The 22,568-nt window shown below is 64.5% G+C and carries 23 protein-coding genes; 11 read left to right on the plus strand and 12 right to left on the minus strand.

The features are described 5' to 3' along the window. Window positions 1–16: 16 nt before the first annotated feature. Window positions 17–1,165, plus strand: a complete 1,149-nt coding sequence (locus AC1D34_RS06185) for a glycosyltransferase (RefSeq protein WP_476775393.1) — start codon at window positions 17–19, stop codon at window positions 1,163–1,165. Between the two features lie 55 nt (window positions 1,166–1,220). Here the strand turns inward: AC1D34_RS06185 and AC1D34_RS06190 are convergent, their stop codons facing one another. Then, a complete protein-coding gene (locus AC1D34_RS06190) occupies window positions 1,221–1,421 on the minus strand; it encodes a hypothetical protein (RefSeq protein ID WP_162768477.1) in 201 nt (66 codons plus the stop codon). 335 nt (window positions 1,422–1,756) lie between these two features. Between AC1D34_RS06190 and parE the strand changes: the two genes are divergently transcribed. The 3 genes from parE (at window position 1,757) to AC1D34_RS06205 (ending at window position 5,319) form a co-directional block, all read left to right on the plus strand. Then, complete coding sequence (gene parE, locus AC1D34_RS06195) at window positions 1,757–3,850, plus strand: DNA topoisomerase IV subunit B (RefSeq protein ID WP_476823757.1); 2,094 nt, start codon at window positions 1,757–1,759, stop codon at window positions 3,848–3,850. Between the two features lie 204 nt (window positions 3,851–4,054). After that, window positions 4,055–4,981, plus strand: coding sequence for a LysR family transcriptional regulator (locus tag AC1D34_RS06200; protein ID WP_441491776.1), 927 nt, complete (start codon window positions 4,055–4,057; stop codon window positions 4,979–4,981). A 74-nt stretch (window positions 4,982–5,055) separates the two neighbouring features. Next, window positions 5,056–5,319 carry a hypothetical protein gene (locus tag AC1D34_RS06205; protein ID WP_441491777.1) on the plus strand — a complete coding sequence of 88 codons (264 nt, stop codon included), beginning with the start codon at window positions 5,056–5,058 and terminating at the stop codon, window positions 5,317–5,319. 3 nt (window positions 5,320–5,322) lie between these two features. Here AC1D34_RS06205 and AC1D34_RS06210 read toward each other — a convergent pair whose 3' ends face one another. After that, a complete protein-coding gene (locus AC1D34_RS06210) occupies window positions 5,323–6,018 on the minus strand; it encodes an alpha/beta fold hydrolase (protein WP_441505572.1) in 696 nt (231 codons plus the stop codon). 162 nt (window positions 6,019–6,180) lie between these two features. Here AC1D34_RS06210 and AC1D34_RS06215 point away from each other — a divergent pair, with 162 nt between their 5' ends. Both AC1D34_RS06215 and AC1D34_RS06220 read left to right on the plus strand, forming a co-directional pair. Then, window positions 6,181–7,653: a DEAD/DEAH box helicase gene (locus AC1D34_RS06215; protein WP_441491779.1), complete on the plus strand. Its 1,473-nt coding sequence runs from the start codon at window positions 6,181–6,183 to the stop codon at window positions 7,651–7,653. 186 nt (window positions 7,654–7,839) lie between these two features. Then, on the plus strand, window positions 7,840–8,898 hold the full coding sequence (locus AC1D34_RS06220) for a GGDEF domain-containing protein (protein WP_441491780.1): 1,059 nt from the start codon (window positions 7,840–7,842) through the stop codon (window positions 8,896–8,898). A 17-nt stretch (window positions 8,899–8,915) separates the two neighbouring features. Here the strand turns inward: AC1D34_RS06220 and AC1D34_RS06225 are convergent, their stop codons facing one another. Then, a complete protein-coding gene (locus AC1D34_RS06225; RefSeq protein WP_441491781.1) occupies window positions 8,916–9,311 on the minus strand; it encodes a HesB/IscA family protein in 396 nt (131 codons plus the stop codon). Window positions 9,312–9,489: 178 nt separating this feature from the next. On the opposite strand from AC1D34_RS06225, the gene AC1D34_RS06230 reads away from it, so the two are divergent. Continuing rightward, a complete protein-coding gene (locus AC1D34_RS06230) occupies window positions 9,490–10,563 on the plus strand; it encodes a malate/lactate/ureidoglycolate dehydrogenase (protein WP_476823758.1) in 1,074 nt (357 codons plus the stop codon). A 35-nt stretch (window positions 10,564–10,598) separates the two neighbouring features. After that, window positions 10,599–10,961, plus strand: coding sequence for an MmcQ/YjbR family DNA-binding protein (locus AC1D34_RS06235; protein ID WP_441491783.1), 363 nt, complete (start codon window positions 10,599–10,601; stop codon window positions 10,959–10,961). A 198-nt stretch (window positions 10,962–11,159) separates the two neighbouring features. Here AC1D34_RS06235 and AC1D34_RS06240 read toward each other — a convergent pair whose 3' ends face one another. Beyond that, complete coding sequence (locus tag AC1D34_RS06240; RefSeq protein ID WP_441491784.1) at window positions 11,160–12,047, minus strand: PhzF family phenazine biosynthesis protein; 888 nt, start codon at window positions 12,045–12,047, stop codon at window positions 11,160–11,162. An 81-nt stretch (window positions 12,048–12,128) separates the two neighbouring features. Between AC1D34_RS06240 and AC1D34_RS06245 the strand changes: the two genes are divergently transcribed. Further along, window positions 12,129–12,431 (plus strand): ArsR/SmtB family transcription factor, encoded by a 303-nt coding sequence (locus AC1D34_RS06245; RefSeq protein ID WP_441491785.1) that lies wholly within the window; start codon window positions 12,129–12,131, stop codon window positions 12,429–12,431. A gap of 11 nt (window positions 12,432–12,442) precedes the next feature. Here AC1D34_RS06245 and AC1D34_RS06250 read toward each other — a convergent pair whose 3' ends face one another. The 8 genes from AC1D34_RS06250 to AC1D34_RS06285 form a co-directional block, all read right to left on the minus strand. Then, on the minus strand, window positions 12,443–13,354 hold the full coding sequence (locus tag AC1D34_RS06250) for a protein-L-isoaspartate O-methyltransferase family protein (RefSeq protein WP_476823759.1): 912 nt from the start codon (window positions 13,352–13,354) through the stop codon (window positions 12,443–12,445). A gap of 19 nt (window positions 13,355–13,373) precedes the next feature. Further along, window positions 13,374–13,757, minus strand: a complete 384-nt coding sequence (locus AC1D34_RS06255) for an SUF system Fe-S cluster assembly protein (protein ID WP_441491787.1) — start codon at window positions 13,755–13,757, stop codon at window positions 13,374–13,376. A gap of 14 nt (window positions 13,758–13,771) precedes the next feature. Next, window positions 13,772–15,010: a cysteine desulfurase gene (locus tag AC1D34_RS06260; protein ID WP_441491788.1), complete on the minus strand. Its 1,239-nt coding sequence runs from the start codon at window positions 15,008–15,010 to the stop codon at window positions 13,772–13,774. A gap of 2 nt (window positions 15,011–15,012) precedes the next feature. Further along, window positions 15,013–15,219: a tautomerase family protein gene (locus AC1D34_RS06265; protein ID WP_069880753.1), complete on the minus strand. Its 207-nt coding sequence runs from the start codon at window positions 15,217–15,219 to the stop codon at window positions 15,013–15,015. Next, window positions 15,219–16,565, minus strand: a complete 1,347-nt coding sequence (sufD, locus tag AC1D34_RS06270; protein ID WP_441491789.1) for a Fe-S cluster assembly protein SufD — start codon at window positions 16,563–16,565, stop codon at window positions 15,219–15,221. Before sufD ends, AC1D34_RS06265 begins: the two co-directional genes overlap by 1 nt. After that, window positions 16,565–17,317 (minus strand): Fe-S cluster assembly ATPase SufC, encoded by a 753-nt coding sequence (sufC, locus tag AC1D34_RS06275; protein ID WP_441491790.1) that lies wholly within the window; start codon window positions 17,315–17,317, stop codon window positions 16,565–16,567. The genes sufD and sufC overlap by 1 nt, the downstream gene beginning before the upstream one ends. Before the next feature lie 115 nt (window positions 17,318–17,432). Continuing rightward, the gene (sufB, locus tag AC1D34_RS06280; protein ID WP_476823760.1) at window positions 17,433–18,905 is read right to left on the minus strand and encodes a Fe-S cluster assembly protein SufB; all 1,473 of its coding nucleotides are present in this window, start codon (window positions 18,903–18,905) and stop codon (window positions 17,433–17,435) included. Window positions 18,906–18,966: 61 nt separating this feature from the next. Continuing rightward, on the minus strand, window positions 18,967–20,172 hold the full coding sequence (locus AC1D34_RS06285) for a cysteine desulfurase family protein (protein ID WP_476823761.1): 1,206 nt from the start codon (window positions 20,170–20,172) through the stop codon (window positions 18,967–18,969). Window positions 20,173–20,467: 295 nt separating this feature from the next. Between AC1D34_RS06285 and AC1D34_RS06290 the strand changes: the two genes are divergently transcribed. Beyond that, window positions 20,468–21,139 (plus strand): alpha/beta hydrolase, encoded by a 672-nt coding sequence (locus tag AC1D34_RS06290; protein ID WP_113515436.1) that lies wholly within the window; start codon window positions 20,468–20,470, stop codon window positions 21,137–21,139. A 135-nt stretch (window positions 21,140–21,274) separates the two neighbouring features. Continuing rightward, window positions 21,275–22,519, plus strand: a complete 1,245-nt coding sequence (gene tyrS / locus AC1D34_RS06295) for a tyrosine--tRNA ligase (RefSeq protein WP_441491793.1) — start codon at window positions 21,275–21,277, stop codon at window positions 22,517–22,519. Window positions 22,520–22,568 lie beyond the last annotated feature (49 nt).

Consider the following 22,568-nt stretch of genomic DNA (forward strand, 5'->3'; position numbering starts at 1 on the left):
CGAATTCAGGACGCGTATGCCTGGCTCCCGTCTCTCTCCCACGCCCTCCGTGATCATCTTCGGCTCGGCCAAACCCGTCACCTGCGCGGTGATGGACTATGCGCGCCGACTTGCCAACGCCATCAACGCGCAGCGTCCCGGTTTTGCCACCCTTCACACGATAGAGCCCGACCAGCCCGCAGCCTTCGTCCGTGCCATCGCCGGGGCTCTGCGCGAGGACCGGATTGCACATTTTCAGCTTCCTGTCGAAGGCTGGGGGAACGCGATCCTGCCAGGTTCGGCGCTGATGCTGGCGCGGCTCTGGACGCGCAAGGGGGATACCGTCGCGACCTTGCACGAGTGGGCCTCGCTCAACCGGCTGCGCTACCTCTCGATCATCCCCGACATCCTCGCGACCGACGGCTTCATCTTCGTTTCGCAACAGCAGCGCGAGAGCTTTCTCAAGACCCCGCTGGTCGGGCCAAGGAGGAAGCTCGCTGCCCCGGTCATCCCTATCGGCCCGAACATCATGCCGGCCCAGATCGATCCGGAACGTGTCGTCGAGGAGCGGACGAAAGCACTGGGCAGCGGCACGATGCGAGCCGACATCGTCATCGGCTATTTCGGCGTGCTCTATGCGAGCAAGCGCCCGGACATGCTGCTGCGCGTCGTCAAGGCGCTGCACGAGCGTGGCATCAAGGCGCGGCTCCTAGTCTGTGGTGACTTCCTTTGGGACAAGCCCAGGGATCGCGAGGCCTTCTTTGCCCTCGCGCGCGAGCTCGGCATCATCGACTGGCTCGACTTTCGCGGCCGCATCGACGACGAGGGCGAGTTGATGGCAACGCTTTCGGCGGCTGATGTCTTCCTGCTGCCTTTCACCGACGGCATCAGCACGCGCCGCGGCAGCTTCCAAGCCGTCAGCCAGCTCGCGATCCCGCTGGTCTCGACCGAAGCCGAGCGTCGGGACGAGTTCGACCTGTCGCCCTCCCTGAAGACCAAGATCGATAGTCCAGCGACAGTGCTTTGCCGGGTCGATGCGGCGCCTGAAGAATTCGCCGACGCCATCATCGCCGCCCAGCTTCACAGGGCGGACGCGATTGGTGTCAATCTTTCCGCCTCATGGGATGAGGCGGCGCGGAGGCATCTCGCCTTCTACGACCGGCTGATCGCCGATCGTCGGGACTGACAGGCGACCGACGCTGCACTCCGCCCGCGTTTAAGCCTGTCGGTTGGCGTCCGCCTCAGCGCAAGGCGAGCGCCACGACGCCGATCAGCGCAACCGAGGCTGCGAGCCACCACAATTTGCGGCCCTGGCCGGCATCGATCGAGCGGGAGCCGGTCAGCAGCGCCATATCCTCGTAACCAAAGGATTCACCGGCAAGGCGCGCGGTGCGCTCGAGCCCGGCCATCTTCATCCCTGGAACCGACGAACGCGCGACCACGACAGCCTCCCAATTTCCCAAGTTTCCGACAGCTGCAGAGCCATTCGSAAGCTGGCGAATCTCGACCCCACCACTCTCGTTCGCGCCGGGTTAATGCGACATGAACCATCCGCCGCGACACCGTATGGCATGCTCGCGTGACACCGCTGCGACGCTCGCTCGGCTGAGGGTTCGGTGCACAGCAAGGGGTGGAGCGACGATTCTCCTGCTTGTTCGGAGCGATGTTCGTTATATGTCTGGGGAACAATCGTTGCGGCTGGCTTGAGTGCCGGCCCTGGCGACGTCCCGGATGCGCTATTCTATCAGCGCTGCGAATCAGGTGATCGGCGAACGAAATGACGGAGAATGGCGATCTTTTCGGTGAGGGCAGCGGCGAGCAGCCGCAGCGGGCGCCCGAGCCATCGCCGGTCAAGCGTGATGCGGCCGCCCCGAGCAAGCCTTCGCAGCAATCGGCCTCACCTTCCGTCCCGCGCAACGGCACCTTGTCCGAGGCCGGCTATACCGCGTCCGCCATCGAAGTCCTCGAGGGGCTCGAGCCGGTGCGCCGACGGCCAGGCATGTATATCGGCGGCACCGACGAACGCGCGCTGCATCATCTCTTCGCCGAGGTGATCGACAACGCGATGGACGAGGCGGTCGCCGGCCACGCAACCTTCATCGACKTCGAATTCTTCGAGGACGGTTCGCTGGCCGTCACCGACAACGGGCGCGGGATCCCGATCGATCCGCATCCGAAATTCCCGGACAAGTCGGCGCTCGAAGTCATCATGACAACGCTGCATGCCGGCGGAAAATTCGACTCCAAGGCCTATGAGACCTCGGGCGGCCTGCATGGCGTCGGCGTTTCCGTCGTCAATGCCCTGTCCGACCGGCTCGAGGTCGAAGTCGCGCGCGGCCAGATGCTTTATCGTCAGGTCTTTTCGCGCGGGGCCCCGCAGGGGCCGTTGGAAACCGTCGGACGCGTCGCCAACCGGCGCGGCACGAAGGTGCGTTTTCATCCCGACGCGCAGATCTTTGGCGAGGGGGCCCATTTCTCCCCTGCCCGCCTGTTCCGGATGGCACGCTCGAAGGCCTATCTTTTCGGTGGCGTGGAGATCCGCTGGCGCTGCGCTCCGGCGCTGCTGAAGCCGGAGGGTGACGTCGCCGCGGAGGCCGTCTTCCGCTTTCCCGGAGGCCTGCGCGACTATCTCGGCCGCGAGATCGAGGGCAAGGATCTGGTCGCCGAGCCGATCTTCTCCGGCAAGATCACACGGGATGGCGGCCACGGCTCGCTGGAATGGGCCGTGGCGTGGCTGGCGACCGGCGAAGACGGCTTCAGCTCGTCCTACTGCAACACCATTCCGACGCCCGAAGGCGGCACGCATGAGCAGGGCTTGCGCGTCGCGCTGCTGCGCGGCCTGCGTGACCATGCCGAGCGTATCGGTCAGTCGAAGCGCATGGCGCAAGTGACCTCCGACGACGTCATGGCGACCTGTGCCGCGATGCTGTCGGTCTTCATCCGCGAGCCTGAGTTCCAGGGCCAGACCAAGGACAAGCTTGCGACTCTGGAGGCCGCGCGCATCGTCGAGAACGCAGTGCGCGATGCTTTCGATCACTGGCTCGCCGCCGCGCCGCAGCAGGCACTGAAGCTGCTCGACTGGTCGGTCGACCGGGCCGAGGAACGCCAGCGCCGCCGGCTCGAGAAGGAAGTTTCGCGCAAGACCGCGACGCGCAAGCTTCGGCTGCCTGGAAAGCTAGCCGATTGCAGCAGCGCCGGCGCTGCAGGCTCCGAACTGTTCATCGTCGAGGGCGATTCCGCCGGCGGGTCAGCCAAACAGGCGCGCAACCGCGCGACGCAGGCGATCCTGCCGCTGCGCGGCAAGATCCTCAACGTTGCCAACGCGACCCGCGAGAAGCTGAACCAGAACCAGCAGCTTGCCGACCTGATCCTGGCACTGGGCTGCGGCATCGGCAGCCAGTTCCGCGAGGATGACCTGCGCTACGAGAAGGTCATCGTGATGACGGACGCCGATGTCGACGGCGCCCATATCGCTTCGCTGCTCGTCACCTTCTTCTGGCGCCAGACGCCGCGCCTGATCGAGAAGGGACATCTCTACCTTGCCGTGCCGCCGCTCTATCGGCTCCAGCATGGCGGCAAGAGCGTCTATGCCCGCAACGACGCCCATAAGGACGAGCTGATCGCGACCGTGTTCAAGGGCAAGAAGCCGGAGATCAGCCGGTTCAAGGGTCTGGGCGAGATGATGCCGGCGCAGCTCAAGGAAACCACGATGGACCCGGCCAAGCGCATCCTGCTCAAGGTGATGGTCGAGCACGAGGCGCGGGACGAGACCTCCGATACCGTCGAGCGGCTGATGGGCAACAAGCCGGAAGCCCGCTTCATCTTCATCCAGGAGCGCGCGGCCTTCGCCGGCGAACTGATCGACCTGTGAGGCCGGGGGCGCGGCCAGGATATTCGGGCGCGCGCTACCCTCGCATTTTTGTCGGTGAGACCATCAAAGTCGGCGGGCTGTCAGCCAGGTGTCCCGACGGCATCTTGCCGACATGCCCAACCGCAATCGCCCGCCCCCGAACACGCCGCATGATGATGCCGATGCCAGAACAGGCCCCCATGCTCAGCCATGGCCGATGATCGCATGGGGCAGCCTGCTTCCTCTCCACCTCGACGCCACGCGCTGGTTTCACCCAACTGGGACGACATCGCGATCTTCCACTCCGTCGCGGTCGGTGGGACGCTGGCCGTGGCAGCGGTCGCGCTCGGGCTGAGCGAGGCAACGGTAGCCCGTCGCCTCAAGAGTCTCGAGGCAGAGCTCGGCCTGCCGCTGTTCAGGCGCATGGCGAACCGGCTCGTTCTCACCGAGATCGGCGCAACTCTCGCCGGCGATGCCAGTGACATCGCCAATGCGGTGGAGCGCTTCAGCAACCGGACGCGTGCGGCACGCTCCGCCGATGATGCGCCTGTCCGGGTGACGGCGACGACCTCGATCAGCCTGTTCCTGACCATGCATGCGACGACGATTTCGGCCCAGGCGGGCGGCGTCGAGATCGGCATCATCAGCACGCGAGACCGGCTCGACCTGGCTCGCGGGGATGCCGATATTGCAATCCGGATGCGCCGCCCCCCGCAGGAGAGCGGCTATTTCAGCCAGAAGATCGGTCGACTGGTGCAGGCGCTCTATGCGCGCCGCGATGTCGATCCTCTGACGGCGCCCATCATTTCGGTCAGCCGTGACGTCTCCTCCCGTATCGAGGAGCACATCCTGAACTGGGCCAATGGGCGCCCGATCGCGGCCCGCGTCGGAGATTCAGCCGCGCGCTATGAGAGCATTCGCTCGGCGGGCGCCGTTTCGATGGCGCCGTGCTTCATGGCCGATTTCGACGACGCGCTGATCCGCCTCGCGCCGCCCCCGGACGAAACTGCCGACGAGATCTTTCTCGTCTCGCACGAGGTCCCCCGCCAGCGTCCGGCCGTGATGGCCGTGCTGCGGGCGCTGCAGACACTCTTTCGAGCAAACAGGACACGCTTGAATGGCATTCTGACGACCCCGGCAAGCATTCGCTAACCAAGCTTTTACTGGCGCGCGCGCAAAATGCTCATCAAGGGGCGGCATTGCGCCCCAACGATGCGGAGCGCCCCATGCGGGTCATCAAACTCTTCTTGAAAAACGAGCGCGGCAGCATGGTCGCGGATGTTGCCAAGGCTGGCGCGGCGATCGCCTTCCTTTCGGTCATCGCCGTCAATTTCGTTTCCACCCAGACGGCGCACCATCTCGACACAGAGCGCCTGAGCCAGGTCGCATCCGCAGCCTCCAAGGGCCAGATGATCGATCCGCTCGTCACCGGATCGATCCGCAAGAGCGCAAACGAAACCAGGCTCGACCCCTGCTCCGCTCCGCGCTGAGCGTCAGCCCAGCCAGCTCAGCAGCGCTTCTGTAACCGCCTGTGGCGCTTCCAGTGTCGAGAGATGGCCGCAATCGGGAATGGTGCGCAGCCGCGCATTGCCCCCGATTCCATCGGCGATCTCCCGGGCTTCCGCGACAGGCGTGATCTGGTCCTCCGCGCCAACCAGAATCATTGTCGGCACCGAGATGGCAGCAAGGCCCGGCCGAGAGTCCGGCCGCCCCATGATCGCTCTTTGCTGGCGAACAAACCCTTTTGCACCAATATCTTCTGCCATTTTCCGCACATCGAGGCGCAGTACCTCGTCGGTCAGGCGTTCCGGCGCCACGAGCTTTTGCCAGAGCAAAGTCGTGACATTGTCGAAGGCCCCTTTCTCGGCGAGAGCAATCATCTGCTCACGCGGCGCGTTGGTTTCCGGCGTCGCCGGCTTCGCGCTGGTGTCGAGCAGCGCCAGCCGCGTCACGCGCTCCGGCGCCCGGCGCATGATGTCCAAGGCGATATAGCCACCCATCGACAGACCGCAGAGCGCAAACCGCTCCGGGGCCGCCTCCAGCAGCCGAGCTGTGATGGCGGCCAGGCTATCGTCGCGGGCATGATCGGCGACGAGGACCGGCCGCCCTGGGGCAAGCGCCGGCCATTGCGGTCCATAGAGCGCCGCGGTGCAGCTCAACCCTGGAATCAGCACAAGCGGCTCGTTCATGGCAATCATACCTTCCGTTCTTGCCTAGTTTGTTGACTTTCCCGCGTTATTTCTGCATTGGACAGGGGTCCGAAGGCGCGCAGGAAAGAGAAGTCGCGCCACCGTCGCGGTTGATAGGTCGTCCCGCCACGTGTCACCGACCCTGAAGAAGCGCAACTCTCGATGTCTTTTGCCGAACTCGGCCTCAGCGATAAAGTTCTGACGGCGGTCACATCCGCAGGCTATTCCACGCCTACCCCCATCCAGGCTCAGGCCATTCCCCATGTGCTCGCGCGCCGCGATGTGCTCGGCATTGCGCAGACGGGCACGGGCAAGACCGCCGCCTTCACCTTGCCGATGCTCACCATTCTGGAGAATGGCCGGGCCAGGGCGCGGATGCCCCGCACGCTGATCCTGGAACCGACCCGCGAGCTTGCCGCGCAGGTCGAGGAGAATTTCTCGCGTTACGGCGTCAACCAGAAGCTCTCGGTCGCGCTGCTGATCGGCGGCGTCTCCTTCGGCGATCAGGACGCCAAGATCACCCGCGGCGTTGACGTACTGATCGCGACGCCTGGGCGCCTGCTCGATCACGTGGAGCGCGGCAAGTTGCTGCTGACCGGCGTCGAATTGCTAGTCATCGACGAAGCGGATCGCATGCTCGACATGGGCTTCATCCCCGACATCGAGCGCGTCTGCAAGCTTGTGCCTTTCACGAGGCAGACCCTGTTCTTCACGGCGACGATGCCGCCGGAAATCACTCGGATCAGCGAGCAGTTCCTGCATAATCCGGTGCGCATCGAGGCTTCGCGTCCCGCGACGGCAGCCACGACCATCACGCAGCGCCTGATCGCCTCCAATTCGCAGGACTATGAGAAGCGCGACACGCTGCGCAAGCTGATCCGCGACGCCAAGGACCTGCAGAACGCGATTGTCTTCTGTAACCGCAAGCGCGATGTCGCGACGCTCCATAAGTCCCTGCTGAAACATGGTTTCCCTGCCGTCGCGCTGCATGGCGACATGGACCAGTATGCCCGCATGGCCGCACTGGAATCCTTCCGTACCGGCGAGAATCCGATCCTGGTGGCGAGCGACGTCGCCGCCCGAGGGCTTGACATCCCGGCCGTCAGCCACGTCTTCAATTTCGACGTTCCGACCCATGCCGAGGACTATGTCCACCGCATCGGCCGCACCGGCCGGGCCGGCCGCCTCGGCGCAGCCTTCACGATCGTCACCCGTCACGACGACAAGCTTGTCGCCGCCGTCGAGAAGCTCACCGGCCAGCCGATTGCCTGGGAAGGCCCCGGCCTCAACGACCTGCCTCCCGGTGAACCGCGCGACGAGCGTCGCAGCCGCCGCGACGACAAGCGTTCGCCGCGTGGCGGTCGCGGGCGTCCCCTGCGGACCCCACGCGAGGAAGCCGCACCGTCGGAAGAGGCAGCGGTCGTGGAAGTCGCCGATCGTGCCCCTCAGGACACCCGCCGCCGTGGCGAGGACCGGCCGACCAAGACCCGCATTCGCCATGCCAGCGAGCAGCCTGCGCCAGCGCACTCGCGCCCACATGATCGGCGTCGGGACGAGGACGATCGCGAACCCAAGGTCAAGGGCCTGGGCGATCACGTCCCGGCCTTCCTGCTGAGGCCCGTCAAGGTCGGCTGACACCGCAGCATCAACGGTATCTTAACACCGTTCCTCCAATCTTAGTGAGTGGCTAGGGCTTCCCGCAGCCACCCTGCGGGGCGCGATTGCCGCCGTCATGACGGACAGAATGTCCCGCTTCGATTCACAATCGAGCCCGAGATGGCCGGTGTGGCCAGCGGGATCGGCTCCGGTCGGGCGATGACGATGAGCGAACAGACGCAGTCCTCCCAGTACACGTCCGACCTGCCCGACCGTGTCGTTGCGGCCATGCGCCAACATGGCTCTCCCGGCTATCCCCGCGCCTTCGAGGTCTGGTACGCACATCTGAGCGGCGAGATGCCCGCACTCAGCATGGTGATGAACGCGATCATCACCGGTAGCGAGGGTCAGGTCGGCGCTGCCGATATCGACAGCCTCTATGACCGCTTCATCAGCACCGAACGGCTCGCGCGCCAGGCCGAACGCACCAGCCTGCAGGTTCTCGGCGAGATCGACAGCCTGATGTCGCTGGTCGATCGCGCGCTGGATTCGAGCGAGCGCTATCACGGCCGCCTCAGCGCGATGTCGGACGAAGTCCCGCCCATGACCGACCGGCAGCGCTTGCGCGAATGGGTCGAAGCGCTGGTCATGTCGACCCGCGAAGAGGTGGTGCGCAAGACCCAGCTCGAGTCGCAATTGAAGGACAGCTCCAACGAGATCCGCCATCTTCGCGAGGCGCTGGAAACGACGCGGGCCGAGGCGCTGACCGATCCTCTGACCGGCCTCGCCAATCGCCGCCACTTCGAGGAGATGCTGCAGAAATCGATCGACCAGGCGACGCTGCAGCGCGAGCCCTTTGCGCTGGTCATGGCCGATATCGACTTCTTCAAGACCTTCAACGACGCACATGGCCATCTGACCGGCGATCAGGTGCTGCGCCTCGTCGCCCGCACCATGAAGGACAAATTCAAGGAGAAGGCGGTGATCTCGCGCTTCGGCGGCGAGGAATTTGCGATCATCCTGCCGGAAGCCGATATCGTCGCCGGCAAATTCGGTGCCGAGACGGTGCGCCAGGCGCTTCTCACCCGCGAGTTGATCAAGCGCTCGACCAACGAAAACCTCGGTCGGATCACCATCTCGCTGGGAGTCTCGGTCTATCGTCGAGGCGACACGGCCGGTTCACTGGTCGATCGCGCCGATCAGGCCTTGATGCAGGCCAAGCGTGACGGCCGCAACCGCACGATCACCGAAGAGGCGCTGGACACGACAAGCCGCGTGGCCTGACTCGCGCTATCCGGGGATCAGGAGCCGGTAAGCGCCGTTTCGGCGTGGGGCTTGATCTCGACCGATTCGCCGCAGCCACAGGCGGAAACCTGGTTCGGGTTGTTGAAGACGAAGGTCGAGGAGAAGCGGTCGCTCCTGAAATCCAGCTCGGTGCCGAGCAGAAAGAGCACAGCCTTGCCATCGACGACCACGGTCGCATCCTTCTCGGTGACGACCTCGTCGCCCTTATGCGCCTCACGGGCGACCTCGAAGGTGTACTCCATCCCCGCGCAGCCGCCCTTCTTGACGCCGACACGAAGGCCGAGCGCCGGCGCGTCCGGATTGTCGAGCGCCGATTGCGCCATGATCTCGCGGATACGCGTCGCAGCGGCGTCGGTCAGCGACACCACCTTCAGGCCCGGAATTGAAAACATCCTCGTCCCTCCTCGATCGGGTTCAAGGCCCGATGAAACAGGATTGCATGTCCTACATAAGGATCGGTAAGCGCAACGTCGAGGTGTTGCGGCGCAACGGCGCCATTTCATTGCGCGCATTGCATGACGGACCGGGGCAWGCACTGTGACATTCTCACCAGAAGCGGCTCGAACACACATGACCTATCGCCTGCACCGCCCGGAATCGCTCCATGCCCTCGTCCGCGAGATGGTCACAAGGGCCGGCTGGACGGAGGCGCAGGCACAGGAGACGGCACACCATCTCGTGCTCGCCAATCTGAGCGGCCATGACAGCCATGGTGTCGGCATGATCCCGCTCTATTTCACCTCGCTGGCGGACGGGAACCTGAAACCGGACGCAGCGCCCGTCACGAAACTCGACAGCGCTCCCTTCCTGATCATCGACGGCCAGGTCGCGCTCGGGCAGCCCACCGCGCGCGAGGCGGTCGAACGCGCAGCCAAGATGGCGCAAGACGGTGGCGTCGCCATCGTCAATCTGCTGGACGCGCACCATATCGGCCGCATCGGCCACTATGCCGAGATCGCCGCGGAAGCCGGGCTGATCTCGTTCTTCTGGGTGAAWGTCGCCGGCCGCCCGCCGATCGTCGCGCYCTATGCCGCCAAGGAAGCCCGTTTCGGCACCAATCCGCACGCCATCGGCATTCCCGTGCCTGATGGTCAGCCGATCATCCTGGATTTCGCCACCAGCCGCATGGCGCATGGCAAGGCTCGCGTCGCGCTGAACAAGGGCGTTGAGGTGCCTCCGGGCTACATCATCGATGGCGAGGGCAGGCCAACGACCGATCCCTCCCATGTCTTCCAGCACGCCATTCCGGACCTGCCGCTCGGCGCGTYGCTGCCCTTCGGCGATCACAAGGGCGCCGGCCTGTCGCTGATTGCCGAACTGCTCTCAGCCGGACTGATGGGCGCTGCCCGTATCGACGAAAAGCCACAGAGGAGCTGGATCATCAATTCGCTGTTCGGCGTGCTGATCGACCCGTCGCGGCTGGAGCCGGACGCCGCGCTCCGCAAGAGCCGGACCGAGAGCTATCTCGCGTTTGTTCGCGCCGCGAAGCCGCAGGACCCGGCCAATCCCGTGCTGGCGCCGGGCGACAAGGAGCGCGCGGTCCGCGCCGAGCGCGCTCGCGCCGGCATTCCCCTTGACGATGAGACCTGGTCGCAGATCAAGGGGGCAGCGGCGCGCTACGGGATTGATGCAGAGCAGTACTGAGCGCTCAGGCTCGCAATGGGAGCACGGGGGCGCCAATGACGCTTGATGACTACAACGCGTTCTGCGCCTCGTTGCCAGCGACGAGCCATGTCGTGCAATGGGGCGGCGCCCATGTCTGGAAGGTCGGCGGCAAGGTTTTTGCCATTGCCGGCTGGAGCGGCGGCAAGCCGCTGGCCGTCACCTTCAAATGCTCGGATATGGCCTACACCATCCTCCAGGAGCAGCCCGGCCTGCGGCCTGCCCCCTATCTCGCCTCACGGGGAATGACCTGGATCCAGCGGCAATCCGATGAGAGCATGGCCGACGATGCGCTTCGGGATTATCTCCGCGAAAGCCATCGTCTGATTGCGCTCAAACTGACAAAGACGCTGCGCCAGCAATTGGGGTTGAACGGCTAAAGTATCGGCCCGAAAAGTGGATTGCGGTTTTCGGRAAAGCCGATGCAAAGACAAAGGGTTAGATCATCGGACTGGATACGATATCCGGTCCGATGATCTAAGGCRTCGGCCCCAAACGTGGATCGTGATTTTCGGAAAAGCCGACGCGAACACAGGAGATGAGGCCATCGGACCGGATACGAGATCCGGTCCGATGATCTAAAGCTGCGCCTCGCCGCGCAGCACCGGTACGCATCCGCCGCCGACGGTCGCGCGGATGCCGTCCTCACTGCGCCGCGCCGTCAATTGCAGCAGACTCGGGCGCCCCATCTCGACGCCCTGGGTGAGTTCGAAGCGTGCACTCTCGCCATCACCAAGCGATAGCAGCAACGCTGCCAGCGTGGCACTCGCCGAACCCGTTGCCGGGTCCTCCCATGTACCGGCCAATGGCGCAAACATGCGGGCGCGGATGCTCTGCCCATTACGCACATAGAGGAAGAGCGATAACCGCTTCTCCAGCTCCGGGTGCGCTGCTTCAAGCGCCCGGAACGATGCGAGATCGGGAACGGCCCGTGACAGAGCCTCCGCCTTCACTTCGGTCAGCACGAAGCGCACGCCGACCGAGGCTTGGAGCGGCTGGTGCGACACGACCACCACATCCGAGGGGTTCAGACCGGCACAGGCGGCAATCCCGGCAACGGGGAGCGTGATGCCTGTCGAGAGCGGCTGCGGCGCAGCGATCGTGGCGCCCGTCACCGTGCCATTGGGATCTCGCTCAACCTTCACCTCGACGAGGCCCGCGATTTCCTCGAAAAGAAGCACGCCATCGCGGTCGTGGCCATGCCGCGCCAGCACACAGGCCGTACCCACGTTGGGATGGCCCGCAAAGGGCATTTCGCCGGTGCGGTGGAAGATGCGGACACGTGCGGTATGAGCCAGATCGTCTGGCGGCAGCACGAAGGTCGTCTCGCTGAGATTCATCTCCGCGGCCAAGGACTGCATCTGCGCGTCCGACATGCCGCGCGCATCGGTGAAGACGGCCAGCGGATTTCCGCCAAAGCGACGGTCCGTGAAGACATCGACGGTTTCGAAGGGGTAGGACGGCATGGCGGCTCCGATCGACGCTGGAATCCGATGGCTCAGAGGGATTCCTCTTGCCATGAATTAGGGATTTGGCAAAGTGCCAGAATGAACCCGGCTGACCTGTTCCGCGCGCTCGCCAATGAGCGCCGCCTCCAGATCCTGGATTGGCTGAAGGATCCGCGCGCGCATTTTCCGCCACAGGTCGACGGAGATCTGGTCGAGGATGGGGTTTGCGGGGTCTTCATCGCCGAGAAGCTCGGTATCAGCCAGCCGACGCTGAGCGAACACATGAAGGTTCTCGTGCGGGCACGGCTGGTGACGCCGAGGCGGATCAGGCAATGGACCTTCTACCGGCGCAATGAGGAGCGCATCTGCGCTGCCAAGGCAGCGATGCTCGCAGAGCTTTAGCTCGGCGGAGATCAGTGCTCCTTCGTGGCGGTGTCGTAGCTCAGGCTCCAGCCATTGCCCTGCAGCCAGAGCCGCGCAGAGGATTTTTCGTCGCCGCGCCTGAGGCTGCGCACGAATTCCGCATCTCCGCCGCCAAAGGCCGCCCACAGGGCCGCCTGCTCGGCCGGCGTCCCGGCAAGGGCGCCTTCAGCGCAGACGAAGGATGCCATTCCGAGCCAGGAGACGCTGAAGCCCTCGCCCTGAGGTTCAACCAGATAGCCCGCACCGCGAAAGGAATGTCGCCCTCTCCTGCCCCTTGCATCGACCGGCCCGGGCACGCCAAGCGGAAAGATCAGCCGGCCACCGGGCGCGAGGCGATCGAGCCATGCCTCGGCAGGGCGGGCGGCGGCGAAATTGACGTAGATGCAATCGACCGGCTCGCGCGGCCATTCGGCGCCGTCGCCCTTGATGACCGTGACCGAGGGCTGGTCCGACAGATTGGCGGCGGCACGCTCGGCCAAGAYCGGATCGTACTCGACCGCCAGCACCTGTCCCGCGGGGCCGACAAGCTGCGCCAGGATTGCCGTATAATATCCGGTGCCAGCACCGATATGGACGACGCGCTCGCCCGCACGCGGCCTCAGCGCATTCAGCCAATGGGCATGCAGGCTTGGGCTGCCGTTGTTGACGCCGCGCTCCGGCGCCAAGGCGATCAGGACATCCTGATAGACGACGGTCGGATCACTGGATGTCAGGATCRCATAGCTGCCGCCGCGCGACATATGCCATGGCGGCGGGCCGATGAAGCACTCGCGCGCGACTGCCGCAAAGGCGCTCTCGAGCGCAGGATTATCGGCGACGCCGACGCTGGCGAGCATCTGCCGGGCATATGCGCGCCGCGCGATCGCGAGCTCCCGCTCGTTCGTCCTGCGCTGTCCCCGCACGGAAGCCCGCCTGCCCTTGTCACCACATGTCGAGCGCTACTCTGGCCTCGTCCGACATCCGGGACTGGTCCCAGGGCGGATCGAAGGTCATGCTCACCGTCACCGCAGCGACGCCGGGCACGGCGCTCACCGCGTTCTCGACCCAGCCGGGCATCTCGCCGGCAACCGGGCACCCTGGCGCGGTCAGAGTCATGTCGATCGCGACCTGGCGGTCATCGGCGATATCGACCCGGTAGATCAGGCCGAGCTCATAGATGTCAGCCGGAATCTCCGGATCGTAGACCGTCTTCAGCGCTGCAACGATATCGTCGGTGAGACGATCGATCTCCTCCGGCGGCAGGCCCGAGCTCGCGCCCATGCTGGGGGCGTTCGGCTTCAGCTCTTCGGTGGCGCTCTCACTCATCACAACAATCCCGTTCAGGCGAAAAGGCTCTCGGCCTTCCGCAACGCCTCGACCAGATGGTCGACTTCTTCCAGCGTATTGTAGAGGCCGAAAGAAGCCCTGCAGGTCGACGTCACTCCATATCGGGCCAGAAGCGGCATCGCGCAATGGGTACCGGCCCTGACTGCGACACCTGCGCGGTCGATCACGGTCGCAACGTCATGCGCATGCGCGCCCTTCAACTCGAAGGAGACGATCGCACCCTTGTTCGCAGCCCTGCCGAATATCCGGATCGAGTTCATCTCGCCGAGCCGCTGCATGGCATAGCTGGTGAGCTTGGCCTCGTGGGCGGCGATATTCTCGCGCCCCAGCGCCATCATGTAGTCGAGCGCGGCACCAAGCCCCACGGCCTCGACGATCGCCGGCGTCCCCGCCTCGAAGCGATGCGGAGGGTCGTTATAGGTGATCGCGTCCTCGCTGACGGTGACGATCATCTCGCCGCCGCCCTCATAGGGGGGCAGCTTTTCCAGCCATTCGCGCTTGCCCCAGAGGACGCCGGAGCCAGTCGGTCCATAGGTCTTGTGGCCGGTGAAGCAGTAGAAATCGCAGCCGAGGGTCTGCACGTCGACCGGCAGATGCACCGCGCTCTGGCTGCCATCCACGACCAGCGGAATCCGATAGGCCTGACAGATGGCAGCAACCTCGGCGATCGGAACGATCGTGCCGATCGCATTCGACATATGGGTCAGTGCCACGATCTTGGTGCGCGGCGAGATCAGCTTCTCGAATTCCTCGATGAGGAAATTGCCGTCCTCGTCGATCGGCGCCCATTTGATCACCGCCCCATGCCGCTCGCGCCAATAGTGCCAGGGCACGATGTTGGAATGGTGCTCCAGGATCGAGAGAATGATCTCGTCGCCCTCCTGGATGCCGAGATGGCGCCCGAGAGACGAGGCAACGAGATTCAGCGCGCCGGTCGAGGACCGGGTGAAGATGATCTCTTCGAGATGGGCGGCATTGAGGAAGCGGCGCGCGCTTTCGCGCGCCGCCTCATAGGCCTCAGTCGACGCGTTGGCGAGGTAGTGCAGCCCGCGATGGACATTGGCATAGTCCTCGCGCATCAGCCGGCTCATCGCATCGATGACGACATTCGGCTTTTGCGCCGAGGCCGCATTGTCGAGATAGACCAGCGGCTTGCCGTAGACCTCCCGGCTCAGGATCGGGAAATCCCGGCGGATCGCCGCAACGTCATAAGGCTTCACCGGCGCATTCATGGTCAGGCCTTTCCAGGATTGCTTGGCCTGTCGGCGACGAGCACGCCGGCATGGCCCCAGTCCTCGCGCTCGATCTCCTGGATCACGATATGGGTGTTGTCCGGGTTCTTGCCGAGCACGCGGACAAGGGTCTGCGTGAACTCCTTGACGATCTCGGCCTTCTGTTCACGGGTCGCACCCTTGGTGATCTGGAGATTGACGTATGGCATCAGGCTGCCTTCTCGGCTGTGTGCTCGCGGTTGGCGAGCCAACCTTCGACTTCGCCCATGATCAGGTCGCGCAACGCCTCGTCGGCAACGAACTCGACCGCCTCGCCGGCAAAGGCCTGCAGAACCAGCGCCTCGGCCTGAGGCCGCGGCAGGCCGCGCGCCATCAGATAGAACAGCTGCTCGCCATCGATCTGCGCCACGGTGGCGCCATGGCCGCAGACCACGTCGTCGGCGAAGATCTCGAGCTCGGGCTTGTTGAACATGGTCGCGCCGTCGTTCAGGAGCAGCGCATTGCTCTTCATGCTGCCATCGGTCTTCTGCGCATGCTGACGCACGATGACCTTGCCCTGGAAGACGCCGGTGCCTTCGCCGCCAATGATCGACTTGAACAGCTCGCGGCTGGTGCCGTGAGGGACTTCATGGTCGACCACGAGCGTGACGTCGGAATGCTCCTGGCCACCGAGCAGGTTGACGCCGCGTAGCCCGACCTCAGTGTGCTCTCCGGCATAACGCACGAAATGCTGCTGACGCACCGTGCCCGCATTGCAGATCAACGCGAAGGAGTCGAACCTGGCATGGGCGCCAACAGTCGCGAGCAGACTCAGCACCTGCACTGTCTCGGCCGGCTGGCGCGTCACGAGCCGGATGTGCTGGATCTCGCTTTCGTCGCCGGCTTCGAAGACGATCGCCGTGTTGATTTGCGCAGCTTTCGCCCCGGCGCTCTCGCTGATCTCGACGATCGAGCCCTTGACGCCCTTGCCGGCAAGCACGACCGAGCGGCTGAAGATCGCCTGCTCGTCTTCGCCGGAGGCGAGCGAGATGATCGCGATCGGCGCCGCGAGTTCGGTGCCTTCCGCGATCTCGACCAGGACACCGTCACGCATCAACGCCGTGTTGAGCATCAGGCCGGTATCGCCTTCCGCGACGGCGGGACCGGAGAGGATCCGCGTCAGATCCTCGCGCGGCGAAACCAGCGCGTCGGCCAGGGCATGAACCGTGACGCCCTCGGGCAAGGCAGCGAGGCCCGAAAGCTCGGCATTGAAGGCGCCGTCGATCAGGACGAGCCTGAGACCGTCCAGCTTCAGCGTGGAAAGACGGTCGCGCACGGCCTGGGTTGCAGCATTGCCGCCGGCGAGAGGCTTCGCCTCGCGCAGCATCATGCGCAGATCCGTATAGCGCCAGGCTTCGAGGCGGCGATGCGGCAGGCCCTTGGCCTCGAAGCCGGCGAAGGCATCTTCGCGCAGCTTGCGAACCGGCCCGGCTCCCGGCAGCTCAGCCTTCACATTGGCGAACTGCTGGGCGAGGACCTGCTCGGCCGCGGTCTTCAGCGGGGTGACGATGGCCATCAGGCGGCCTCCCCATAGGCTGCGTAACCGCTCTTCTCGAGCTCCAGGGCCAGTTCCTTGCCGCCGGTGCGGACGATGCGGCCCCTGGCCATGACATGCACGGTGTCGGGCACGATGTGCTCGAGCAGGCGCTGGTAGTGGGTGATCACCAGGAAGCCGCGGCTCTTGTCGCGCAAGGCATTGACGCCTTCGGCAACGATGCGCAGCGCGTCGATGTCTAGGCCGGAATCGGTCTCGTCAAGGATGCACATGGAGGGCGCGAGCAGCGCCATCTGCAGGATCTCCATGCGCTTCTTCTCACCGCCGGAGAAGCCGACATTGAGCGGGCGGCGCAGCATTTCGCGATTGATGCCAAGGCCATCAGCTGCAGCGTTGACGCGCTTGATGAAGTCTGGCGTCAGCAGTTCGTCCTCGCCGCGAGCCCTGCGCTGCGCGTTCATCGCCGCCTTCAGGAAGGTCATGGTGGCGACGCCGGGGATCTCCAGCGGATACTGGAAGGCCAGGAAGATGCCGGCGGCGGCGCGGGCATCGGCCTCCATCTCCAGCACGTTCTCGCCATTCAGCAGGATCTCGCCGTCGAGGACCTCATAGTCCTCCTTGCCGGCGATGACATAGGACAGGGTCGACTTGCCGGAGCCGTTCGGCCCCATGATGGCAGCGACTTCGCCGTCATTCACGGTGAGGTTCAGGCCGTTCAGGATCTGGGTGTCCTCGTCGGCGATCTTGACGGTCAGGTTGCGGATTTCGAGCATTGGTCAGAGTTCCGGTTTCTGCCGCGTCGCGCTCGGTCTTGTGCCAAGCATCGGCGGCTGGTGTCTGTTCAAGAAGGGCGTGGCTGGTCTGGACATGCCAGACCATGATGTCGCGCTAGCCGACGGAGCCTTCGAGCGAGATAGTGATGAGCTTCTGCGCCTCGACGGCGAACTCCATCGGGAGTTGCTGCAGCACCTCCTTGACGAAGCCGTTGACGATCAGCGCCACCGCCTCCTCCTCGGAGAGGCCGCGCTGCTGGCAATAGAAGAGCTGGTCCTCACCGATCTTCGAGGTCGTAGCCTCATGCTCGAAGATCGCGGTGGCGGTCTTGGCCTCGATATAGGGGATCGTGTGCGCGCCGCACTGGTCGCCGATCAGCAGCGAATCGCAGTTGGTGAAGTTGCGCGCGCCCGTCGCCTTGCGATGCGCCGAGACCATGCCGCGATAGGTCGAGTCCGACTTTCCCGCCGCGATGCCCTTGGCGATGATCTTCGAGGTCGTGTTGCGGCCGAGATGGATCATCTTGGTGCCGCTATCGACCTGCTGCATGCCGTTCGACACGGCGATCGAGTAGAACTCGCCGCGCGAGCCGTCGCCGCGCAGGATGCAGGACGGGTATTTCCAGGTGATGGCGGAGCCGGTCTCGACCTGCGTCCACGAGATCTTCGAGTTCTTGCCACGGCAATCGCCGCGCTTGGTGACGAAGTTGTAGATGCCGCCCTTGCCCTCGGCATCGCCGGGGAACCAGTTCTGCACGGTCGAGTACTTGATCTCGGCATCATCGAGCGCGATCAGCTCGACCACCGCCGCGTGGAGCTGGTTCTCGTCGCGCTTCGGCGCCGTGCAGCCTTCGAGATAGCTCACATAGGAGCCCTCTTCGGCGATGATCAGCGTGCGCTCGAACTGGCCGGTGTTCTGCTCGTTGATGCGGAAATAGGTCGACAGYTCCATCGGGCAGCGCACGCCCTTGGGGATGTAGACGAAGGAGCCATCGGTGAAGACCGCGCTGTTCAGCGTGGCGAAGTAGTTGTCGGTCACCGGAACGACGGTGGCGAGGTACTTCTTGACGAGCTCGGGATGCTCCTGGATCGCCTCGGAGATCGAGCAGAAGATCACGCCGGCCTCGGCCAACTCCTTCTTGAAGGTGGTGACAACCGAAACGGAGTCGAAGACGGCATCGACCGCAACGCGGTTCTCCRGCGCGACGCCAGCGAGAATCTCCTGCTCACGGAGCGGAATACCGAGCTTCTTATAGGTCTCAAGGATCGCCGGATCGACCTCGTCGAGCGATTTCGGCTGCGCGCCCATCTTCGGCGCGGCGTAGTAATAGATGTTCTGATAATCGATCGGCGGGTAGTTGACGCGCGACCAGGTTGGCTCCGTCATCGTCTTCCAGCGCCGGAAGGCATCCAGCCGCCATTCCAGCATCCATGCCGGCTCGTTCTTGCGCGCCGAGATGTAGCGGACCGTGTCTTCGGTCAGCCCCTTGGCGGGCTTATCGACTTCGATCTCGGTGACGAAGCCGTATTTGTACTCGGTCACGTCAATCGACTTGACCTGATCAATGGTCTCCTGGACCGCTGCCATATTCAGTCTCCAGTCGCGGGTTCAAGGCCCGCCGGTTCTTTCAAGATAGTCGCCGGAACAGTCAGGCCGCCGCCTGCCTCTCCCGACCGGTTTTCGCGGCAAGCGCCTTCGCGTATGCCGCAAGGAAATGAGCGATATCGGCCTCGGAAGTGGTCCATCCCAGGCTCGCCCGCAAGGCCCCTGCACTCATGACAGGGTCGACGCCCATGGCATCCAGGACATGCGAGCGCTTGACCTTGCCCGAGGAGCAGGCCGAGCCGGACGAGAGCGCTATGCCAGCGAGATCCAGCATGATCAACGCCGTTTCCGCCTTGATCCCCGGCGTCGCGAAGGCGCTGGTATTCGGCAGACGCGGGGTAGCGCCACCGAATAGAACCGTCTCCGGTGCGAGGGACAGGATACCGGCTTCCAGCATGTTGCGGAGATCCGAAAGCCTGGCCGCCTCGGTCGCGATGGCCTCGCCGGCGATCTCGGCAGCGACGCCGAAGCCGACGATGCCGGGAACGTTTTCTGTGCCGGCACGCCAGCCACGTTCCTGCCCACCACCGCGAACCGGCTTGTCGGCGAGTTCGTAGGCACCACTGCGGAGGACGATGGCGCCAACTCCCTTCGGACCGCCGATCTTGTGCGCAGACAGAGCCAGAACATCTGCGCCCAATGCGTTGATATCGATAGAAATTTTGCCGGCGACCTGAACCGCGTCGCAGTGCAGCAGCGCGCCGTAACGCCTGGCAATGACCGCTGCTTCGGCAATCGGCTGAATGACGCCGGTTTCGTTATTTGCAAGATGCAGCGAAACGAGCGCCCGCGCGCCGGGTTGCTCGCTGGCCAATCTCTGCAGCCGCGCCTCGAGCCAGGCCAGATCGGCAAGCCCCGTGGCATCGACCGGGATGGTTTCCGCTGCACCACCTGCGAAGCGATGACCGTCGCGGACGCAGGCATGCTCGGTCGCGCCATAGAGCAGAAGCGAGCCCGGCACGCGGATGCAATCGCGTCCGCCACTGCATTCCATCAACCCCGGCGAAAGCACCGTGGCATTGGCCTCCGTGCCGCCGCTGGTGAAAACGACGTTGGCCGGGCTGGCAGCGCAAAGGCGTGCGACCTGTTCCCGTGCCTTCTCGACAGCAGCCCGCGCCAGCCTGCCCTCACCGTGGACGGAGGATGGATTGCCGGGCATGCGCAACGCGGCCAGCATCGCCTCCGCCACGTCCGGGCGAACCGGCGTGGTGGCGTTGTGGTCGAGATAGCTGCGGGCTRACCCGGTCACGTTTGCGAAGCTCCGATCCAGCGGCGGCCTGGCCGGCACGAAATGCTTGAAATTGCACCCCTGCGCCGTGCTATAGCCGCCCATCCAACCGGCCGTGTTCCGGGACCGCAGGTTCGCCAAAACGGCAAACCGCTCGTTTGTTCCGGTCTTGTTCACGGCTGTTAGAACTATTCTAAGCGCTTGATGTAGGGCGCGAGCGGCAGGTCCGTCAAGGGCAGCGGGACATTTTGGACGGCAGTTTGCCGCCGATTTGCCGGTTGCGCGCGGCTCTGCCCCAACAAAAGGCGAGTGTGATATGCCCGAGGTGATTTTCAACGGACCGGCCGGACGGATCGAAGGTCGCTACCAGCCCGCAAAGAAGAAGGGCGCCCCGCTCGCCATCATCCTGCACCCGCACCCTCAGTTCGGCGGCACGATGAACAACCAGATCGTCTACAATCTGTTCTACACGTTCGTGAACCGGGGCTTTTCGGCGCTGCGCTTCAATTTCCGCGGCGTCGGCCGCAGCCAGGGCCATTTCGACCATGGCGCCGGTGAACTGTCGGACGCCGCCGCTGCGCTGGACTGGATGCAGGCGCTGAACCCCGAGGCCAAGAGCTGCTGGATCACCGGCGTCTCCTTCGGCGCCTGGATCGGCATGCAGCTGCTGATGCGCCGCCCGGAGATCGAGGGCTTCATGTCGATCGCCGCGATGGCGAACCGCTATGATTTCTCCTTCCTGGCACCCTGCCCTTCCTCCGGATTGTTCGTGCACGGTTCGGAAGACCGCGTGGCGCCGGTCAAGGAGGTCATGGCCGTGATCGAGAAGGTGAAGACCCAGAAGGGCATCCAGATCGAACACGCCGTGGTCGAGGGCGCCAACCACTTCTTCGATGGTCGCGTCGACCAGCTGATGGAGGCGGTCAGCCTCTATCTCGACCGCAAGGTCGGCCCCGAGATCAGCAAGGCCGAACAGGAACAGGTCTGAATTCAGCCCTCATCCCAGGGAGTCGCGAAGCGGCATCCCGAAGGGCGCTCCAGCGCATGCTGGAGACATCCTTCGGGACGCAATCCGCGGTTGCTCCTCGGAGATGAGGTCGCATTATGCAAACGAGCTTTCGCCATGACGACTTTCAAATCCGATCTTCTGCGCGTTCTCTCCGAGCGCGGCTATGTTCATCAGATCTCCGATCCGGAAGGGCTTGATGCGGCTGCGCTGAAGGGGCCGATCAGCGCCTATATCGGGTTCGACGCGACCGCGACGTCTCTTCATGCGGGCTCGCTGATTCAGATCATGATGCTGCACTGGATGCAGGAGACCGGCCACAAGCCAATCGCGCTGATGGGCGGCGGCACCTCGATGGTGGGTGACCCGTCCTTCAAGGACGAGGCGCGCAAGCTGCTGACGGTCGAAGACATCGAGCGCAACCTGACGGGTATCCGCAAGGTTTTTGCCCGCTATCTCGACTTCGACGGTGCGGCGAGCATGCTGAACAATGCCGACTGGCTGCTCGGGCTCAACTATCTCGAGTTCCTGCGCGATGTCGGCCGTCACTTCTCGGTCAACCGCATGCTGTCCTTCGACAGCGTGAAGATGCGGCTCGACCGCGAGCAGTCGCTGTCCTTCCTCGAATTCAACTACATGATCCTGCAGGCCTACGACTTCGTGGAGCTGAACAAGCGCACGGGCTGTGTGCTGCAGATGGGCGGCTCCGACCAGTGGGGCAATATCATCAATGGCATCGACCTCGGCCACCGCATGGCGAATGTGCAGCTCTATGCGCTGACGTCGCCGCTGCTGACGACGGCCTCGGGCGGCAAGATGGGCAAGACCGCCAATGGCGCCGTCTGGCTCAATGCCGATCTGATGAGCCCCTATGAGTTCTGGCAGTTCTGGCGCAATACCGAGGACGCCGATGTCGAGCGCTTCCTGAAGCTCTACACCAAGCTCCCGATGGACGAGATCGCCCGTCTGGCAGCCCTCGGCGGTTCCGAGATCAACGACGCCAAGAAGGTACTCGCGACGGAGGCCACCGCATTGCTGCATGGCCGCGAGGCTGCGGAAGCGGCCTTCGAGACGGCGCGCCGGACCTTTGAGGAGGGCACGCTCGCAGAGGACCTGCCGAGTGTCGGAGTCTCGCGGACCGCTCTCGACGCAGGTCTCGGCGTCCTGACCGCCTTCGTCACCGCCGGCCTGGTGCCCTCGACCGGCGAAGCCCGCCGGCAGGTCAAGTCCGGTGGTCTTCGCGTCAATGACGAGGTCGTCACCGATGAGCGCGCGGCGCTCGGGGCAGGCCATCTCTCGCCGGAGGGCGTGATCAAGCTCTCCTTCGGCCGCAAGAAGCACGTCCTGCTGCGGCCGGAATAGACGCCCCAAGTCGCGACACCAAGTCGCGGCGCCGAGCCAGGCTCAGCGC

Source organism: Allobosea sp. P1_A7 (assembly GCF_056406775.1).

What these genes read in the sequence shown, in the direction of transcription:
- AC1D34_RS06185 (WP_476775393.1), top strand. Translation starts at nt 17, where the DNA reads ATGCCTGGCTCCCGTCTCTCTCCCACGCCCTCCGTGATCATCTTCGGC.
- AC1D34_RS06200 (WP_441491776.1), top strand. Translation starts at nt 4,055, where the DNA reads ATGGGGCAGCCTGCTTCCTCTCCACCTCGACGCCACGCGCTGGTTTCA.
- AC1D34_RS06205 (WP_441491777.1), top strand. Translation starts at nt 5,056, where the DNA reads ATGCGGGTCATCAAACTCTTCTTGAAAAACGAGCGCGGCAGCATGGTC.
- AC1D34_RS06210 (WP_441505572.1), bottom strand. Translation starts at nt 6,018, where the DNA reads ATGAACGAGCCGCTTGTGCTGATTCCAGGGTTGAGCTGCACCGCGGCG.
- AC1D34_RS06215 (WP_441491779.1), top strand. Translation starts at nt 6,181, where the DNA reads ATGTCTTTTGCCGAACTCGGCCTCAGCGATAAAGTTCTGACGGCGGTC.
- AC1D34_RS06220 (WP_441491780.1), top strand. Translation starts at nt 7,840, where the DNA reads ATGAGCGAACAGACGCAGTCCTCCCAGTACACGTCCGACCTGCCCGAC.
- AC1D34_RS06225 (WP_441491781.1), bottom strand. Translation starts at nt 9,311, where the DNA reads ATGTTTTCAATTCCGGGCCTGAAGGTGGTGTCGCTGACCGACGCCGCT.
- AC1D34_RS06235 (WP_441491783.1), top strand. Translation starts at nt 10,599, where the DNA reads ATGACGCTTGATGACTACAACGCGTTCTGCGCCTCGTTGCCAGCGACG.
- AC1D34_RS06240 (WP_441491784.1), bottom strand. Translation starts at nt 12,047, where the DNA reads ATGCCGTCCTACCCCTTCGAAACCGTCGATGTCTTCACGGACCGTCGC.
- AC1D34_RS06245 (WP_441491785.1), top strand. Translation starts at nt 12,129, where the DNA reads ATGAACCCGGCTGACCTGTTCCGCGCGCTCGCCAATGAGCGCCGCCTC.
- AC1D34_RS06255 (WP_441491787.1), bottom strand. Translation starts at nt 13,757, where the DNA reads ATGAGTGAGAGCGCCACCGAAGAGCTGAAGCCGAACGCCCCCAGCATG.
- AC1D34_RS06260 (WP_441491788.1), bottom strand. Translation starts at nt 15,010, where the DNA reads ATGAATGCGCCGGTGAAGCCTTATGACGTTGCGGCGATCCGCCGGGAT.
- AC1D34_RS06265 (WP_069880753.1), bottom strand. Translation starts at nt 15,219, where the DNA reads ATGCCATACGTCAATCTCCAGATCACCAAGGGTGCGACCCGTGAACAG.
- sufD (WP_441491789.1), bottom strand. Translation starts at nt 16,565, where the DNA reads ATGGCCATCGTCACCCCGCTGAAGACCGCGGCCGAGCAGGTCCTCGCC.
- sufC (WP_441491790.1), bottom strand. Translation starts at nt 17,317, where the DNA reads ATGCTCGAAATCCGCAACCTGACCGTCAAGATCGCCGACGAGGACACC.
- AC1D34_RS06290 (WP_113515436.1), top strand. Translation starts at nt 20,468, where the DNA reads ATGCCCGAGGTGATTTTCAACGGACCGGCCGGACGGATCGAAGGTCGC.
- tyrS (WP_441491793.1), top strand. Translation starts at nt 21,275, where the DNA reads ATGACGACTTTCAAATCCGATCTTCTGCGCGTTCTCTCCGAGCGCGGC.